Origin of the sequence: Paenisporosarcina sp., from assembly GCF_049671445.1 — a bacterium.
Lineage (GTDB): Bacteria > Bacillota > Bacilli > Bacillales_A > Planococcaceae > Paenisporosarcina.
Genome location: NZ_JBATUX010000108.1, coordinates 1 through 18,011, shown reverse-complemented (window position 1 = coordinate 18,011; position 18,011 = coordinate 1). Strand labels below are relative to the sequence as shown.

At 38.0% G+C, this 18,011-nt stretch carries 21 protein-coding genes and 2 rRNA genes; 1 reads left to right on the top strand and 22 read right to left on the bottom strand.

The window, feature by feature from the left end; translation table 11 throughout:
• Positions 1-116 precede the first annotated feature (116 nt).
• The 11 genes from spoVG to metG form a co-directional block, all read right to left on the bottom strand.
• A complete protein-coding gene (spoVG, locus tag WBG45_RS13060; RefSeq protein ID WP_424415201.1) occupies positions 117-407 on the bottom strand; it encodes a septation regulator SpoVG in 291 nt (96 codons plus the stop codon).
• 153 nt (positions 408-560) lie between these two features.
• Entirely contained in the window at positions 561-935 is a 375-nt protein-coding gene (locus tag WBG45_RS13055; protein ID WP_424415199.1) for a RidA family protein, read from the bottom strand.
• Entirely contained in the window at positions 932-1,765 is an 834-nt protein-coding gene (purR, locus tag WBG45_RS13050; protein ID WP_024536335.1) for a pur operon repressor, read from the bottom strand. The genes WBG45_RS13055 and purR overlap by 4 nt, the downstream gene beginning before the upstream one ends.
• A 56-nt stretch (positions 1,766-1,821) precedes the next feature.
• The gene (gene ispE, locus WBG45_RS13045) at positions 1,822-2,688 is read right to left on the bottom strand and encodes a 4-(cytidine 5'-diphospho)-2-C-methyl-D-erythritol kinase (RefSeq protein ID WP_424415197.1); all 867 of its coding nucleotides are present in this window, start codon (positions 2,686-2,688) and stop codon (positions 1,822-1,824) included.
• Positions 2,689-2,849: 161 nt separating this feature from the next.
• Entirely contained in the window at positions 2,850-3,038 is a 189-nt protein-coding gene (locus tag WBG45_RS13040; RefSeq protein WP_108587506.1) for a small, acid-soluble spore protein, alpha/beta type, read from the bottom strand.
• Between the two features lie 119 nt (positions 3,039-3,157).
• Positions 3,158-3,421, bottom strand: coding sequence for a biofilm formation stimulator Veg (gene veg / locus WBG45_RS13035; RefSeq protein ID WP_016429962.1), 264 nt, complete (start codon positions 3,419-3,421; stop codon positions 3,158-3,160).
• Between the two features lie 147 nt (positions 3,422-3,568).
• Positions 3,569-4,462: a 16S rRNA (adenine(1518)-N(6)/adenine(1519)-N(6))-dimethyltransferase RsmA gene (gene rsmA / locus WBG45_RS13030; protein WP_424415194.1), complete on the bottom strand. Its 894-nt coding sequence runs from the start codon at positions 4,460-4,462 to the stop codon at positions 3,569-3,571.
• On the bottom strand, positions 4,455-5,021 hold the full coding sequence (gene rnmV / locus WBG45_RS13025) for a ribonuclease M5 (protein ID WP_424415192.1): 567 nt from the start codon (positions 5,019-5,021) through the stop codon (positions 4,455-4,457). The genes rsmA and rnmV overlap by 8 nt, the downstream gene beginning before the upstream one ends.
• 405 nt (positions 5,022-5,426) lie before the next feature.
• Entirely contained in the window at positions 5,427-6,722 is a 1,296-nt protein-coding gene (locus WBG45_RS13020; RefSeq protein WP_424415190.1) for a ubiquitin-like domain-containing protein, read from the bottom strand.
• A 129-nt stretch (positions 6,723-6,851) separates the two neighbouring features.
• On the bottom strand, positions 6,852-7,622 hold the full coding sequence (locus tag WBG45_RS13015) for a TatD family hydrolase (RefSeq protein ID WP_424415188.1): 771 nt from the start codon (positions 7,620-7,622) through the stop codon (positions 6,852-6,854).
• Between the two features lie 248 nt (positions 7,623-7,870).
• Entirely contained in the window at positions 7,871-9,826 is a 1,956-nt protein-coding gene (gene metG / locus WBG45_RS13010) for a methionine--tRNA ligase (RefSeq protein ID WP_424415254.1), read from the bottom strand.
• A 341-nt stretch (positions 9,827-10,167) separates the two neighbouring features.
• On the opposite strand from metG, the gene WBG45_RS13005 reads away from it, so the two are divergent.
• A complete protein-coding gene (locus tag WBG45_RS13005) occupies positions 10,168-10,446 on the top strand; it encodes an AbrB/MazE/SpoVT family DNA-binding domain-containing protein (RefSeq protein ID WP_024536327.1) in 279 nt (92 codons plus the stop codon).
• A 40-nt stretch (positions 10,447-10,486) separates the two neighbouring features.
• Here the strand turns inward: WBG45_RS13005 and rsmI are convergent, their stop codons facing one another.
• From rsmI to WBG45_RS12950, 11 genes are all read right to left on the bottom strand, one after another.
• Positions 10,487-11,368 carry a 16S rRNA (cytidine(1402)-2'-O)-methyltransferase gene (gene rsmI, locus WBG45_RS13000; protein ID WP_424415186.1) on the bottom strand — a complete coding sequence of 294 codons (882 nt, stop codon included), beginning with the start codon at positions 11,366-11,368 and terminating at the stop codon, positions 10,487-10,489.
• Positions 11,368-11,640 carry a GIY-YIG nuclease family protein gene (locus WBG45_RS12995; protein WP_424415184.1) on the bottom strand — a complete coding sequence of 91 codons (273 nt, stop codon included), beginning with the start codon at positions 11,638-11,640 and terminating at the stop codon, positions 11,368-11,370. Before WBG45_RS12995 ends, rsmI begins: the two co-directional genes overlap by 1 nt.
• The gene (locus WBG45_RS12990) at positions 11,627-12,367 is read right to left on the bottom strand and encodes a tRNA1(Val) (adenine(37)-N6)-methyltransferase (RefSeq protein WP_424415182.1); all 741 of its coding nucleotides are present in this window, start codon (positions 12,365-12,367) and stop codon (positions 11,627-11,629) included. Before WBG45_RS12990 ends, WBG45_RS12995 begins: the two co-directional genes overlap by 14 nt.
• Before the next feature lie 144 nt (positions 12,368-12,511).
• The gene (gene yabA, locus WBG45_RS12985; protein WP_024536323.1) at positions 12,512-12,877 is read right to left on the bottom strand and encodes a DNA replication initiation control protein YabA; all 366 of its coding nucleotides are present in this window, start codon (positions 12,875-12,877) and stop codon (positions 12,512-12,514) included.
• 30 nt (positions 12,878-12,907) lie between these two features.
• A complete protein-coding gene (locus WBG45_RS12980) occupies positions 12,908-13,723 on the bottom strand; it encodes a PSP1 domain-containing protein (protein WP_424415181.1) in 816 nt (271 codons plus the stop codon).
• Positions 13,716-14,720, bottom strand: coding sequence for a DNA polymerase III subunit delta' (gene holB, locus WBG45_RS12975; protein WP_424415180.1), 1,005 nt, complete (start codon positions 14,718-14,720; stop codon positions 13,716-13,718). Before holB ends, WBG45_RS12980 begins: the two co-directional genes overlap by 8 nt.
• 99 nt (positions 14,721-14,819) lie before the next feature.
• Positions 14,820-15,149: a cyclic-di-AMP receptor gene (locus WBG45_RS12970; protein ID WP_024536320.1), complete on the bottom strand. Its 330-nt coding sequence runs from the start codon at positions 15,147-15,149 to the stop codon at positions 14,820-14,822.
• A 55-nt stretch (positions 15,150-15,204) separates the two neighbouring features.
• Positions 15,205-15,849, bottom strand: coding sequence for a dTMP kinase (gene tmk / locus WBG45_RS12965; protein ID WP_424415178.1), 645 nt, complete (start codon positions 15,847-15,849; stop codon positions 15,205-15,207).
• The gene (locus WBG45_RS12960; RefSeq protein ID WP_424415176.1) at positions 15,846-17,273 is read right to left on the bottom strand and encodes an aminotransferase class I/II-fold pyridoxal phosphate-dependent enzyme; all 1,428 of its coding nucleotides are present in this window, start codon (positions 17,271-17,273) and stop codon (positions 15,846-15,848) included. Before WBG45_RS12960 ends, tmk begins: the two co-directional genes overlap by 4 nt.
• Before the next feature lie 432 nt (positions 17,274-17,705).
• A 5S ribosomal RNA gene (rrf, locus tag WBG45_RS12955) occupies positions 17,706-17,821 on the bottom strand.
• A gap of 62 nt (positions 17,822-17,883) precedes the next feature.
• Positions 17,884-18,011: ribosomal RNA gene (locus WBG45_RS12950) — 23S ribosomal RNA — on the bottom strand; the annotation flags it as partial.

Genomic DNA, 18,011 nt, shown 5'->3' with positions numbered 1-18,011 from the left:
TGATTAAATTATAGAAATTGGTCTTAAAGCGTCACTCTTAAATCGCATGCTTTTTCCAATAAAAAAGAAACCTATCATGGATTATGACAAGTCTCTTAATTTTTTCTATTACTCTATTAAGCGCCAGCTTCTTCATATGCAATAACGTCTTCTTCGCTAGACTGATGGTATGCAAGTAAAACGGCCTCTTGAATTTTCGTACGCGTACCGGTATTAATCGGATGTGCGATATCTCGAAATTCTCCATCTGGCGTTCGTTTACTTGGCATTGCCACAAATAGGCCTGCGTTGCCGTCAATGACACGGATATCATGTACGACGAACTCGCTGTCTAGTGTGATGGAAGCAATGGCACGCATGCGTCCATCGGTTTGTACTCGACGTAATCTAACATCAGTTACTTCCATTCCTTTACCCACCTTTCTTCATAGATGATTTACAGACTCTGACAACTATATTCTACATTTATCATATTTTTCCTTCTTTTTTAAGAGAATATTTTAAAAATTAAAAATATAAATAAAAAAACCATAGAGGATTTCTCTATGGTTTAACTTAATTTATGCAATTACAGCTATGACTTCAATTTCGACTTGCGCATCTTTTGGTAGACGTGCAACTTCTACAGTCGAACGTGCAGGTTTATGATCGCCAAAATGTTGACCATATATTTCATTAAAAGCAACAAAGTCGTTCATATCTTTAATAAATACCGTTGTCTTTACAACTTGTTGGAGTGAAGATCCCGCTTCTTCTAGTACAGCTTTCAAGTTCGCAAATACTTGATGTGTTTGTTCTGTTATTGAACCTTCCACCATATTACCTTCAGCTGTTAATGGAATTTGACCAGAACTATAAAACATGCCATTTAAAATCATACCTTGGACGTAAGGTCCAATCGCTGCTGGAGCTTTAGTTGTCGAAACTGCTTTCATTGTTCTTTTCCACCCTTCGAAAAATAATTACCTTCTGTTAAAGCAATTGTGCGTTCTTTTTCATTTACTTCATGCAATTTTACAAGTGAAAGATAATTATCAATTAATTGTTCGTCAGCGTGTTCTGTTTCTACTAACACCGCAACGCCTGCTAATTGACAATTAAATTCTTCAAGTAAATTTTTCATGCCATTCATCGTGCCCCCGACTTTCATAAAGTCATCTGTAATAAGTACGCGTTGACCACTCTTCATACTGCGCTTAGACAATACCATCGTTTGAATACGACGTGAAGAACCCGACACATAATTAATGCTAACAGTGGACCCTTCAGTTACTTTGCTATCACGTCTTACCACTACCACCGGCACATTAAGGTGACGCGCAATAGCATGTGCTATCGAAATACCTTTAGTTGCCACCGTCATGATGACATCAATCGGTTCTTTTGCAAACGCAGAAGCAAACACTTTTCCTACACGATTCATCATTTCCGGGTTGCCAAGCAAATCGGTCATATATAAATATCCGCCAGGTAACAAGCGATCTGAGTGACCAAGCTCTTCCATCAAATCTTGAATCAATTCTCGGACGGCTTCATCTCGCATTTTAGGCATATACTTAACACCGCCCGCTGCTCCGGGAACAGTCACTAATAATCCAATTCCTTTTTCTTCAAATGTTTCTTTTACAATCGTTAAGTCTTCACTTATTGAAGATTTAGCCGACTGATACATATCCGCAAACAAAGTTAAGGGTATTAACTGCTGGGGATGGTCTAATAAATAATGGGTCATATCAACGAGACGCTCACTGCGTTTCCACTTCATCGGTCACACTCCTAAACACGAATGATTTATACGTAAGTTTAAACAAATATACGGTTTTAGGCAAGTGAATCCCGTTCTCCCAACAATCTTACTGCATAAACTTCATCACAAAAACCACGTAGGCCATTATAGATTCGATTTACTCTCGATTCATGCTGCACAATCCCAAATACCGTAGGACCACTTCCGCTCATTAACACTGCATCTGCTCCGAATTTCATCATTTGTTCTTTAATCATTGATACTTCAGGATGCAACTTTAAAGTTACCGACTCTAAAGCATTCCCCATCGCCTCGCACATTAATTCATAATTTTTTTCATGAATGGCACGAATCATATCTTGCGTCTTTGGATGAACGACTTCATTCATTTTTAAGCCTCCATAAACATCCGCTGTTGATACTCCGATTGAGGGTTTAGCTAAAATAATCCAACAGTTTGGTGGTGCAGGTAATTCTTGAATATGTTCCCCTCTACCTGTTGCCAGTGCCGTTCCACCATAAACACAAAATGACACATCCGAACCAATTTTAGCGCCATGTTCAGCTAATTGATCTGCCGTTAACTTTAAATCCCACAAATAATTTAATCCTTTTAAGGTCGCAGCTGCATCACTACTTCCGCCAGCAAGTCCAGCAGCGACAGGAATTTTTTTCTCTAATGTAATGGTTACGCCTTCTTTAACTCTGTATGTATCTCTTAATAACTTTGCAGCTTGGTAGGCTAAGTTTCGGTGATCGTCTGGTACATAGCGATCTGCTGAAATGATGCGTATTTGACCATCTGTACGTGGTTCCAATCCAATACGATCTGCTAAATCTACCGTCGTCATGATCATTTCGACTTCATGATATCCATCCGGTCTTTTGTGTAGGACATCCAGTGTTAGATTGATTTTTGCGGGCGCTTTCACATAAAGCATAAAAATGCCTCCTTTATCTCTTTATAGCTGTTCCCTATTTTACCACAGCTTATGATGATGAAAAGTCTGAAGAAATGAACGCAATAAAAGGCGGATTTCTCCGCCCTGTCAGTCCCATATGAATTTTCACTTGCGATTACTCGTCGCAGAAGAGATTGTTACTATTTCTTGTAGTGATTTTGCCCGTTCATTAATCCGGTTTGTGCCATTTCAACCGCTCGTTTTACCATATTACCAGCATCACGAGATGTTATGCCTCCCCAACCGTCACGCTCAACGACTTCGTAAAATCCAAGTTCTTTCGCAATTTCCTCTTTTAGATGATTGGACATTACACGATTACGTGCCATGTATTTCCTCCTCATGAGGACTGACAAAAGTAGTATGTACTAAAAACAAAAAAACACTCACGGATAATAAAATCCATGAGTGTTTTAATAAAATAAAATAAGTTCAATAATACGTAAGATTATTTGACGACTACAAGTTCTTGCATTCCGTCAACAATTGTAATTTCTACTGCTTCAGTTAAAATATCTGTGTAGCTGTAAGACACACGCTCAAAAGCGTTCTCGTCCTGATCAAGATCCACTACGAACACTGCATGATACGTTTCACGTAAAACGCCTGCTCGTTCAATCGTTTTCTTACGACCACCGTTTGCTTTCAATTGCAAACGTTTACCCAAATGACAATCTAAAGACTTCTTAATATCTGCTAAAGTTTTTGGCATTTCGCTTACACCTCACTTAAATATAAGGATACCATAAACGAAAATATTTGTCAACCGAATTAAACATTTTAACAATGAAGCAAACCTCTTGTCAATAAATTTCGCACAACTAATTTGTCTTTTTTATAATTAATTGTGATATTTTTGTTACAAGTCAGATGTTTCTTTGAAATTCGGAAGCAGTAAATTCGCTAATTTTCCAAACTCTTGAATCGATAAAGTTTCGCCTCGACGAGTTGGATCAATATTTGCTTCTGCTAGTGCTGCTAAAATCAATTCTTTCTTCTCTTTCCCGTGCGGCAATTGAGATTGAAGATTGTTTATGATTGTTTTTCTGCGTTGAGCAAAGGAAGAACGAGAAATGAAGAATAGAAAATCTTCATCCAAAACAGAAACTGGTGGCGTATCATAACGAGTAAGTTTAATAACTGCAGAATCAACGTTTGGTTGAGGAATGAACACTGATTTAGGAACTGTCATAGCAATTTCTGCCTTCATATAGTATTGAATGGCAATCGACAATGAACCATAAGCTTTCGTACTAGGTTTTGCTGTAATCCGATCTGCTACTTCTTTTTGCATCATCACAATCATTCCGCGAATCGGAAGTTTCTCCATTAATAATTTTATTAAAATTGGAGTTGTTACATAATACGGTAAGTTAGCAACGACCATAACATCTTGGTAACCAGCCAATTTCTCTTTCATCATGTCCGATACATTGGCTTTTAATACGTCAGAATGGATGATGTCTACGTTATCATATGGAGACAGTGTATCTTCTAAAACAGGAAGTAGACGTTGATCGATTTCAAAAGCTACAACATGACCCGCTGTACGAGCTAAATGCTCCGTTAACGCACCAATTCCAGGTCCTATTTCAATAGCTGCTGATTCTTTAGTTAAATCTGCATGGCTTACAATGTTATGAAGAACATTCGGATCAATTAAAAAGTTTTGTCCTAAACTCTTTTTAAATGAAAATCCGTATTTTTTTAATATTTCTTGAGTGCGTTTGGGAGTTGCAATATCTTTACTCATTTAAGTCCTCCTGGTCCAGTTGTGCTAAGGCTTTTTCAAATTGTTCGATTCCAATTTGGAACATTGATAATCTTTTTTGAAGTTGCTTGCCATTAGTATAGCCAATTTGTAATAATTCACCGAGTCGATTACGTCGCAATTTAGCATCCGGATGACCAATCAATTGTGATTTCATCAATATATGAAGTGGGATTTCTTCAGTCTGATTTAATGTATTTCTAGGTGTGTAGACATTTTGCAAAGCTAAACGTATATCTTCATCCGCCGCATGTTCAATACCTAAACCTTTGCCATTTTTTGCAATGGTTTTTTCTTTTGATAAAAATGCGTGCTTCACACCTTGTACTTGTTCCTCAATAATGGCACGAATCCGTCGTCCAGGGTAATCAGGATCCGTAAATACGATAACGCCTCTTTTGTTCTGAGCATGCTGGATTCGACGAATAGTTTCTGCCGAAATGGCAGATCCATTTGTTTCGATAGTATCTGCTCGAACAGCACGTTTAATAGCTGTCGTATCATCTTTTCCTTCCACCACTATAACTTCTTCAATAAACACGATTCAATGCCTCTTTTCTAAATGGTTCTTTAACTATTCTACTTGCGCCAAGACCTTATGTATACACAGAAAAGCGGAGAAGCCTAATCTAGCTCGACTCCGACGGTGGAAGAAAGGAATCGAAAATTTATTTTCGAATGACTTTCTGAAGCGGAGGTGCGATCTAGGCTTCGGAGCTAGACACAGAAAAGCTGAGAAGGCCATGAAAGCGCGACACCGGCGCTGGAAGGATTGATTCGAAAGCTCGCTTTCGCATGAAATCCTGAAGCTTAGGTGCTGCTGACCTGCGAAGCTAGACACAGAAAAGCGGAAAAGCCTAATCTAGCTCGTTCAGTGACTTTAATTGCTTAATACTATTGTAATGACAAAAAGCCTTCCCTAAACAAGGGAAAGCTTAAATTTAAATTAGTTCAAGATTTTAATCTTAACTTGTTTGCGACCAAATCCAAATGCTTGATCCTTATTCGGCATAAACAAGTCAATTTTCATTCCTTTAATAGCTCCACCAGTATCGCCTGCAATTGCATATCCGTAGCCTTCTACCCAAACCTTAGAACCAAGAGGGATTACACTCGGGTCTACCGCAATTACTTTTAATCCTGGATTTGCGCGAAGATTAATACCTGTGGCAGTAATTCCTGAACAACCATTACAGAAAGCCGTATATGCTGTAGCGGATACATAAAACTCTTTCCCTTCTGATGGAGATGGAGAAGCAGAAGCAGTAGTCGTTTTAGTAGTAGTTGCTTTAGCAGTAGTTGCTTTAGCAGTAGTCGTTTTAGCAGTAGTTGCTTTATTTGAACTTGTTGTCCCTCGTGAAACGCTAGCCGTTACTACTTTCGTTCCCACTGCTATAACTTTCTTAGTGGGAGCACTCACTACTTTCTCACTCTTTAAAACGCGAGAAACAGCTTTGCCATTCTCAGTAGTAATTTCATAGGTACTTTTAGTCAAACCTTTTTTACCTTCTTGCACAACTTTTTCATTACCTTTTAACAAACCTTTATCTTTACGTGTTTCCACAGCAAAATTTTTTTTTGCTTCCACTACATCGGTGACTTTTTCTACGCGAACGACTTGTATAACATCGTTTGGAATCAATACATCTTCCATTTTTTGTTCTACACGATCAAGTTTTTTCACTTTAATCTCTTGTTGTTTTAAAAAGTCAGCGACCGTAGTCGAAGTGGACCAAATTTTCTTTTCCTTCACACCATCTATTAGCGTAACTTGGAACGCTTTTTCAATCGCAATGTTAGAATCAGATCCGACCTTTGCATTTAGCTCAGGTGATAACTTATCATGCTCAGAAACTTTTATGTTTGCTTCTTTTAAGACTTCACTAACTTGATCAGCAGTCGTGTGGATGGTTTGTTGTTTCCCATCAACTGTAATCGTAATTTTTTTTGCCTGTTCCCACTCGACTGAAATACCATTTTTTATCGACGTGTTCACTGAGGGTAATACTAAATCAGCATCGGAAACTTGAACATTTTGTTCAATTAATAAATCTCCGACTGTATCTGCATGGGTACGAATTTCTTGTTGTTTACCATTAACCGTCAACGCGACAGTATTTTTCGTTCCAACGAAAAGAACGGCTGATATAACTGAAATGAACAAGATAACTGCAATTATAGCAATTCCTGTTTGTTTCTTCCTCAATGATGTAAACAGGTTTTTCATGGAATTATTTGACATGAAAAACGCCTCCTTATCACTCGTGTGATTATATAGATTTCAAAAATGACTGTCAACCATTCGAAACTAATCTAAATATTCTGGTTGATTGAAGAATCACTATCCAAGTATTGGATATCACCCCACATTTTAAACAGGAATATTGTAAAATTTTATAGCATTTTGAGTTGTTGCTTTCGCTACTTCCTCAATAGAGATATTTTTCAATCGAGCAATTTCTTCCGCAACTAACACCACTAAAGCCGGTTCATTGCGTTTTCCCCGTAATGGATGAGGTGCTAAATATGGAGCATCTGTTTCGATCATTAAGTAATCTAACGGAATTTCAGTAGCCACTTCTTTAGGTTTTTTCGCATTCTTAAATGTTACAGGACCACCCAGTGAAATCATGAAATTTAAATCAATGCATATTTTTGCGGTCTCGACACTGCCTCCATAACAATGCATGACGCCACCTGTTTTCTCAGCATGTTCCTCTTGCAAAATACGGACAACATCTTCCGTAGCATCTCGATTGTGGATGACAATAGGTAAGTCAACTTTTTGTGCCAATCGAATTTGTTTCCTAAATAACTCTTGTTGTACATCATGCGGAGATTTATCCCAATGATAATCTAGTCCAGTTTCTCCAATCGCTACGACTTTCGGATGCGCAGCTAACTCTTCAATCCAAAGTAAATCTTCATCTGTACAATCAATTGCATCAACAGGATGCCAACCAACAACAGCATAAATAAATTCATATTGTTCAGCTAATGAAATAGCTTTTTTTATCGTTTTACGATCAAATCCAACAACTACCATATGCCCTACTTTTGCATCTAGAGCTCTCTTAATCACTTCTTCTAAATCTTCATCGTATTGATCTGCATTTAAGTGAACATGTGTATCTATATACATAATCATCCGCCTCACATACTCTATTTTAAATATTAAATAGTTTTCTGACATCTCAGTGTTGTAACAATTTGATGACAAAGTCATGTTTTTTTACACATAAATCGGTTCAATTTCCCTAAAATCAGTAATTATATCTCAATAATTTTACTCTTTTTCATACAATTGCCCTATAGAATAGCATGTTCTAATTCTTTAATACAAGAAATAAGCCCGCTTAGCGAAGGCTAAACAGGCTTATTAGAAGATACTTATTTTACTTTCGCTCCATTTTCAAGCTTTTCATCAACTGTAGCAAGAGTTAAGTATCCATCTTTTTCTCCAGCAAGAATCATCCCTTGAGATAACTCTCCACGAAGTTTTACTGGTTTTAAGTTAGCCACGACAATTACTTTTTGTCCAACCAGTTCCTCAGGTTTATAACTTTTTGCTATACCTGATACAACTTGACGCTGTTCGTAACCTAAATCGACTTGTAGTTTTAGCAATTTATCTGCTTTCGGCATAGCTTCGCATGCTGTAACGGTAGCTACTCGTAAATCTACATTTAAAAATTGATCAATCGTAATTTCTGGTACTTCAGGTGCCTCTTCTATTACTAATTCAGGTTCTTCTTTTTTTACAGAGCCACGCATCTGTTCTTGAATGTAAGTAATTTCAGTTTCCACTTCTAGTCTTGGGAAAATTGGAATACCTTTTTCAATTACTTTTGTTCCAGTAGCAATACTTGAAGTATTTTCTAAAGACTCCCACGTCAATTCTTCAGCAGATAAACCAAGTTGCTCTGCAATTTGTTTCGGTGAATTTGTCATAAATGGTTGTAAGTAAATGGCTATTTGACGAAGGCTCTCAGCTAAATTCCACATAACCGAGCCAAGTTTTGGCTTGTCCGATTGTTCTTTTGCTAGGACCCATGGTTGCGTTTCGTCAATATATTTATTAGTACGTGAAACTAGAGACCATAAATCGCTTAAGACGATACTAAACTGCATTTTTTCCATATTTGTTTCATACTTTGCTTTCACTTCTCTTGCATGGTCGTGTAGTACCGCATCAAATTCTGTTGGTTCATTATGTTCTGTCGGAATGACACCATCAAAATACTTATTCATCATTGAAACAGTACGGTTCAATAAATTGCCTAAGTCATTTGCTAAGTCAAAGTTCGTACGTTCTACAAATGATTCAGGTGAAAAGACTCCATCTGCACCAAATGGCAGCTCACGCAGTAAGAAATAGCGAGTAGCATCTAGGCCGTAACGATCAACCAGTAATTCCGGTGTGACAACATTACCTTTAGACTTCGACATTTTACCGTCTTTCATCATAATAAAGCCATGTGCGAACACTTTTTTCGGTAAAGGCAAGTTCAAGGCCATTAAGAAAATAGGCCAGTAAATCGTATGGAAACGTACAATGTCTTTCCCAACAACATGTACATCTGCTGGCCAGTATTTATTAAATAACGACTCATCATCAGATTTATACCCTAGTGCTGTAATGTAATTCGATAATGCATCTACCCACACGTAGATAACGTGTTTTGCATCGCCTGGTACTCTAATTCCCCAATCAAATGAAGTACGTGACACAGATAAATCTTCTAATCCAGGTTTAATAAAGTTATTAATCATTTCATTTTTTCTGGATTCAGGCTCTATGAATTCGACGTGCTCATCATAATATTTCACTAAGCGGTCTGCATACTTCTTCATATTGAAGAAATACGATTCCTCTTTGACTTTATTTACTGGACGTCCACAATCTGGACAGTTCCCATCTTCTAATTGGCTTTCTGTGAAATACGATTCACAAGGTGTACAATACCACCCTTCGTATTCTCCTTTATAAATATCACCGTTTTCTAAAAACAGTTGAAAAATCTTCTCGACACCCTCTTTATGACGTTGTTCAGTAGTTCGAATAAAATCGTCATATGAAATGTCCATTAATTCCCATACTTTTTTAGATGCTTCTGCGATTTCATCTACATAGGACTGCGGATCTTTCCCCGCTTCTTGAGCTTTTTCTTGAATTTTTTGACCATGCTCGTCCATTCCTGTTAAGAAATGAACATCAAATCCACGTAATCGCTTGTAACGAGCAATAGCATCAGAAGCTACAGTTGTATAAGCAGTTCCAATATGGAATTTTCCACTTGGGTAATAAATTGGAGTCGTAATATAAAATGATTTGTTTTCGTTGATCACGTAGATTCGCCCTTTCGTTCCTATAAAGTAGTAATTCTATTCTATCTGAGTCCTTCTTTTGTTTCAATGCTAGAAGGTTAGCGAAAAATGTCGAATAATATTCCTGTCAATTTAAACCTAATTTTATTCATTTTTTGCCATCCAATAGACATAAATTTATTCTCATTATCAAATATGTTATAAAATATCTATCTAATATCATAAATTTAACAAATATTACTTTGAATTGGCAGGAATAATTATTGACGTTTATGGCAGTACTTGGTATGATAATTAACAGACAGCAATAAATGTCGAAATTTGACGAATTAGCTTTATAATTCGAGAGGAGTGCTAATATGAAATCTACAGGTATAGTACGTAAAGTTGATGAATTAGGTCGCGTTGTTATTCCAATAGAACTTCGCCGTACTTTAGGAATTGCAGAAAAAGATGCATTAGAAATCTATGTTGATGAAGATAAAATCATCTTAAAAAAATATTTACCAAACATGACTTGTGCTGTTACTGGTGAAGTTTCAGATGATAACTTCCGTTTAGTTGGCGGAAAACTAATCTTAAGCCCAGAAGGCGCAGATTTGTTAGTAAAAGAAATTCAATCAAACCAAAATAAATAATTTCAAAATCCGGAGCGACTATTTGTCACTCCGGATTTTTTTAATCTTGAATATGATATTCTTGATAAACATCTCTTTTTGGTAAATCTCGCTCGACAGCAACCACTTTAATTGCTTCTTTAGATGTTAGTGATCGTTTTTCGATTACTTGATCAACATGATCAATAATCGATAAATCCATCCACCATTTTTCACTATCCAGTGGATTTTCTTCACTAGAACCAGCAAATACTAAGACAAATTCGCCTCGGATTTCTTCGTTTTCCGCCCATATAACAGCTTCTTCCAAAGTTCCTCTTACAAATTCCTCAAACTTTTTCGTCACTTCTCGTGCCATCACTACTTTTCTAGAAGACCCAAGAATTTGTTGCGCATCTCGCAATGTATCCTTTAATCGATGAGGTGCTTCGTAAAAAATCATGGTTTCTTTATGATATTGAATGGCTTCGAGTGCAGCTTTTCGGTCCTTTTTTTGTCTCGGCAAGAAGCCGTGAAAAGTAAATGCCAATGTCGAAAGACCTGATGAAATCAATGCACTCAACGCAGCATTAGCCCCAGGAATTGGTACAACAGATAAATTTTCTGCCACAGCTTTAGCTACAATATCTGCGCCTGGATCAGAAATACAAGGTAAGCCCGCATCGCTAACAAGAGCAACATTCTTTCCAGCTCGAAGTAGCTCAAGAAGCTTCTCTCCACCATACTCTAAATTATGTTCATGGTAACTAATGAGCGGTGTATTAATTTCAAAGTAATTACACAGTTTTTTCGTATTTCGGGTGTCTTCAGCTGCTATGTAATCGGCTTCTTTCATCATCCGAATGGCACGAACAGTCATATCCTCTAAATTACCGATTGGAGTAGCGACTAAGTACAAGATTCCGGTTGGAAATTGTCCTGAAAAACTTTTTTGTGTCTGCATTATTGTTCACCCCTCAATCCATTTCTTATATACTCTATTTTTTTATTCTTCGGTAACTGTTTAAAGGCATATTCTGCTTTCATTGCGAGTTGTTTCGTTTCATGAACTTCTTGATATATACAAGAAACCGGACGTTTAGCTCTCGTATACTTCGCCCCTTTGCCACTATTATGAACACTCACACGGTTGTTCAAATCATTGGTGTAGCCAGCATAATAAGAACCGTCTACACATTCCAACACATAGAAAGTATGTTCATTAGTTCTTTCCATATAACATCTCTCGCACTTCTTCTGTGTATTCCCCATGTTCATCATAAACATACAAAGGAGGCAGGATCTTTAAATCAGGTTTGCCATCTTTAATACCTTCTATTAACAACGTATTCGCTTCTTTCCCTTCTTTAGGGTACACGAAACGAATACGTTTAGGCTCCAATCGATTGGCTCTCATCGCCGTCACAATATCTAACAACCGACCTGGACGATGGACAAATGCTGCTTTTCCACCCTGCTTCAGTAATTGACTCGCTGATAGAACCGCTTCATCTAAAGTTAAATGTAGTTCATGCCTAGCAATGGCTAAATGTTCTTTTAAATTTTTATTACTTGCTTCATGAGCAGGGAAATAAGGTGGATTACAGGTAACCACATCAAATTTTTCAAATCCCAAATGTGTTGGAATTGTTTTAACATCGCCTTCGAGAATGGTAATTTGATCTTGCAATTCATTGTAGTCCACACTTCGAGTTGCCATATCAGCTAATCGTTGTTGCAATTCAACGCCAATAATTTTCGCCTGTGTTCGAGCACTTAAAAATAACGGGATGACCCCGTTTCCAGAACACAAATCCACGATAGCTCCTTTTTTTATCGGTACATATGTAAACTTAGCAAGCAATACCGCATCGAGTGAAAAAGAAAAAACCGAAGGACTTTGAATGATACGAAGCTCCTCTGCAAGCAAATAGTCCAATCGCTCATCGTCTTGTAAGTCCATTTGTCTACCCTCCGACACTAGAAAAACACAGCTTACACCCTCATAGGTGTAAGCTGATGTCTTTTCTTATCTTGATATTTGATTTTTTCCATCAGCGCAACAAAAGACCGACATCCACTTACGTACAGTGGAATCAGTCTTTCATCACCCGTTTTGTTTATTTAAAAAGGCAAGGCAAAATAAGCAATCTTCGCCTTTTCGTGAGCTTCCAAAATGTACATGGCACACATGGAAACCTTCTTGATATAGTCGTGCTAAATTATCATAACCTTCGCCAATATCAAGACGGCTTAATTTTTTCGCATTCAGTTCGGACTGTTTTAAAACTTCTTCTTCGGCGGCATGAATTTCATCTAACCGCTGGCGAAGTAGAAAGTTCTCTTGTTGCAAAGACTGATGTTCCTCCATCATAAAAGCTACGAATTCTTTAAGTGCATGGAACTGTCCTTGCAATGATTCTAGTTGCTGTTCAAATTCCATGACCGTATCCAAAAAATTACGATCTTTCACATAAATCACCTCATTGTTCAGTCCATTACACTACACTTGAGTTGCTGCATATTGTTGAATTTCTTCTAATGTATAATCAAGCACACGTTGTTGCTCAGCTAATTCCACTTGCATCACACGTTCTAACAAGTTTATTCCTACTACTTTGCCTTTACCTTCAGGTGTTAAAATACGTGCACCCATGTCAGGCATTAATTCTTTTGCTGTTTCATACTCATCATTTTCGTATTTAAGACAGCACATTAATCGTCCACATAAACCTGAGATTTTCGAAGGATTTAGAGACAAATTTTGATCCTTCGCCATTTTAATTGAAACTGGTTCAAAATCGCCTAAAAATGTAGAACAACACAACATACGTCCGCAAGGACCAATTCCGCCAAGCATTTTCGCTTCATCTCTTACACCAATCTGACGAAGCTCGATTCGTGTTCTAAAAACTGAAGCTAAATCTTTAACTAAATCGCGGAAATCTACTCGTCCCTCAGCTGTAAAATAAAAGATGATTTTGTTGCGATCAAACGTATATTCCACATCTACCAGCTTCATGTCTAACGTGTGTTCAACAATCTTTTCTGTTCCAAGCTCAAAAGCATGCTGGGATTCAAGTTGATTCTCTTTCACTTGATGACGATCTCGTTCATCAGCGGGACGCACGACTTGTTTGAGTGGTAAAACCACATCATGCTCTTCAACTTGTTTAATAGCTACTACGACCTTGCCATACTCTATTCCTCTTGCTGTCTCTACAATAACATACTGATCTTTTTCCAAAGGAAAATCAGTCGGATCAAAATAATATATTTTACCCGCTTTTTTGAAGCGGACACCTACCACATTATACAAACGAATATCCCCCCTGCAAATTCAGCATTAACTGCTCCATTAACAGCGTCCGATTCATATTACGATGCAATTGTTGCTTCGCTTTTAATATGGCCTCGATTTTATTTGACAAGTGCTCAAAAGATATATGAAGAGCACGTTGTTGATAAAAGGGCAAGAAATCCGGATACGTATATGTTGCATTACTATTAGCCTTTACTGCTACTAAATCGCGGTATGCGAATAAAAGTAAATCCAATGCCTGTTCTGTTTCTTCTTTTTCTTTTAACAAAGGTAACCAATCCTCATGTACCGTTAGCATCGCTTCATGTACATTAGTTTCGACTGCCTCTACCAATTTTAACACTGTTTTTCGAACCTGTGCAAATTGCTCATCTTTTGCCAGTAATAAAGATTCATCCAAATCATTAGTTACCATAGAAACAGTTGCCGCCATCGATGCCGTAAGACCTTCATCTATCATTACTTTAACTCGTTCTTCATAAGGAATGGAAGGAAAAGTAATAATTTGACTACGCGATCGTATGGTTGGTAAAATCGCATGTGCTTTCTCCGTTAATAATATAGCTGTGACCAATCCTTCAGGTTCTTCTAAAAACTTCAATAAAGTATTTGCAGCCGAAGCATTTAATCGGTCGGCCCGGTATAGCACATATATTTTACGACCCGCTTCTAGGGCCGTTTTATTCATTTCAAAAATTAGTTGTAACATTTGATCTTTTTTAATGTCTTGACCGTCTGGCTCAATTTGAATAAAGTTCGGATGATTGCCAGACTCAAATCTCCTACACCCTCGACATGTTTCACATGAAACATTTTGAGTCGGTTGTTCGCATAATAATAACTTCACAAAAGATCTCATTACTGCAACTTTACCCGTACCTTTTGCACCTTCAAAAAGATATGCGTGAGCAACTCGGTTTTTTTGATAAACCGTTTGTAATTGCTTCATAACAACAGGTTGTAACTTACTAACATCCTTGAGGTTTGCATTCATTTCGTTGCTCACCCTTTCTTTCAAAAAAAAACCGTGCTCCAGGTATCCGGGAGACACGGGATTTTCGTGTATGGCTAAAATTATTTCATATTAAATCTGTTAAAAATGATGGAACTGTTCGATCGGAAGCACGAACACTGTTGCGCCACCGACTTCAACTTCAACTGGATAAGGAATATATGAATCCGCATTTCCTCCCATTGGCGATACAGGAGCTACCATTTGCTCACGAGAACGACAATTATCGCGAATTAAATCAAGCGCATTAGATACTAATTCATCTTCTGTACCTATCAAAAACGTTGTGTTTCCTGAACGTAAAAACCCACCAGTACTTGCTAATTTAGTAGCACGAAAATCACTTTTTGTCAGTGCACTCGATAAACGGCTACTATCTTGATCTTGAACAACAGCCACGATAAGCTTCATCAGCTCGACCCCTTTTCCGGAAGTTCTTCCTACTATTATAACATGAAAAGAAGGATCATTTCATGCATGAATCAAGAGAATTTCTCAGAACCTTCAGAACATTATCCGTTACTTCTTTTTGAGATTTCGATGCATCAATTACGTGAATGCGACTTGGGTAACGCTTTACTACCTCTTGATAACCCTTCCTAACCGATTCATGAAATGCTAAACTCTCCGCGTCTAGACGATTCTTTTCCCTTGCATCATGCTGAGCGATTCTATTTAGACCGATTGATGGCTCCAGATCAAATAATAACGTCAGATTCGGCATTAATTTCCCGATAGCAAATTCATTAATCGAAAGTACTTCATCAATTCCTAGTCCGCGTGCATATCCTTGATAAGCAAGTGAAGCATCAATAAAACGATCACATAATACGATTTTATTATCCTTCAATGCTGGAGCAATCTTCTCAACTAAATGTTGACGTCTGGCTGCAGCATATAAAAGAGCTTCAGTACGACCATCCATTTCGGTATACGTATTATTTAAAATTACTTCACGTATATGTTCTGATATCCGAATACCACCGGGCTCACGTGTTGAGACAATTTCATATCCTTCAGACGTCAATTGTGCGACCACATCACTCATAACAGTAGTCTTTCCCGCGCCTTCTGGTCCTTCAATCGTAATAAAAAATCCTTGGTTATTCATCTTTTTTCCTCCTTCAAAACGAGCAAGTGTTTTCTGCCCAAATCATGCTCACCTTGAATCATTGCTCCACTTGCTAAATAATCCGCAAGCATTTTCAATTTATTCGTTGTAATTTGTTCTCCACGAACGAATAATGGGATTCCCGGTGGATAGGGAATAACCATTCCCACACAAATGCGTCCAGCAGCTTTTGTATATAAAATATATTCATCTTCTTTGTTCTGTAAATCATGGTAGGAAACAGCTAAAGTTGAAATGGCATGTAATTCATGGGAGTAATCTATCTCTACTTTGTCCCTTTGAAGCTTTAAGCATTTTTCTACAGCTAATTTAATTTTCATTCGTATTTCAGCAAAAGGAAACTTGTGTCTCGCCTTTAACAATGGGAGTATCAATAGAACTTGCACAGGGTCCGCTAGCTCCACGTACACACCTTCGTGCTCCATCTCCTTCTGCAAACTATAGCCAGTGTATTTAGACACTCTTAATAGCAATTTCAATGGATCATCTACTTCAATTACTTCAAGAGATTTAATCGTTCTTAAACCATCTACAAACTGCTTACGAGTTTTGAGAAATAACTGAAGATCCTCTCGCGAATATGTTTCAATATAATGTCTCGCATCATCGAGTGATGCCAGTAATATATATGACGGACTGCTGGATTGAAGCATCCTTAAATAACGGTTCACTTTATCCTTCGAAACTAGGTTTGATTGAATATGTAAATACGAACCCATTGTCATTGCTGGCAACGTTTTGTGCGCAGATTGCACAACTACATCCGCACCCATTTCAAGCGCAGACATCGGAAACTCCGCGGAGCCGATAAAATGTGCACCATGGGCTTCATCGACAAGTACAGGAATCCCATATGAATGTGCTACACGAATCACGTCACACATAGTTGGATTGGTAACCCCATAATAAGTTGGATGAGTTAATATAATTGCTTTGACATCAGAATATTGTTCAATTGCAGCTGTCACCGTTGCCAAGCTGATATGTGTAGCAGTATGTGTCACTTCATCCCATTCTGGCGTTAAGAATATCGGATGCGCGCCAACTAATTCTAACGCATGAAAAACTGATTTATGAGCATTTCGTTGAACCAACACTTGGTCCCCCTCGCTACATGTAGCATACACCATCGCTAAATTTCCAACGGTAGAACCATTTACAAGGAAATAACTATGTTGGGCACTGTAAGTTTTCGCTAGTAATACTTGGGCTTCTTCTATAATACCTTCAGGGTGATGATAATCATCGAGTCCACTGAGCTCAGTATAATCAAACTTCATCACATCTATAAACGCTCGAGGCAATTCTGATAATGCTCCATGCTTATGACCTGGCACATGAAACGATATATTTTGGTTTTCATAAAACTGTTGCATCGCTTCGACAATTGGCCTTTTATCCATTTACTAATCCCTCGCACCTTCAATATGACTTTATTATACAACAATCTGAATAATATTTTGGCGATCCCTCTAAATACAGTCAATTCATATTGTGTTGCATCTTTGAATCAATAAAAAACCACACAAAAATACCGATACCTTTTAACAGGTACCGGTTTCTATTTGCCTAGCGACGTCTTACTCTTGCAGGGGGAGACCCCCAACTACCATCGGCGCACGAGCTTAACTTCCTTGTTCGGGCTGCGAAAGACGATGAACGGCAGATTTCTTCGTCACCTGCGGGCTTCTCGTTTCTCGCGTATGAAATACGCTCCGAGACTCGCCCCCTTGTTTCCTCGAACTCTTTGTTCCTCCTCTTTCTCACACACCTTCGACTAAAACGAAAAAATAAATACAAAAAAACCAGTACCTTTCGGTACCGGCTTCTTAATTGCCTAGCGACGTCCTACTCTTGCAGGGGGAGACCCCCAACTACCATCGGCGCTAAAAAGCTTAACTTCCGTGTTCGGTATGGGAACGGGTGTGACCTCTTTGCCATTATCACTAGACTTATTGAGTGTTTGTTCACTCAAAACTGGATAAACGGGCCATTGAAAGCCATTCAAAATTTATGGTTAAGTCCTCGATCGATTAGTATTCGTCAGCTGCACACGTCGCCGCGCTTCCACCTCGAACCTATCTACCTCATCGTCTTTGAGGGATCTTACTTACTTGCGTAATGGGAAATCTCATCTTGAG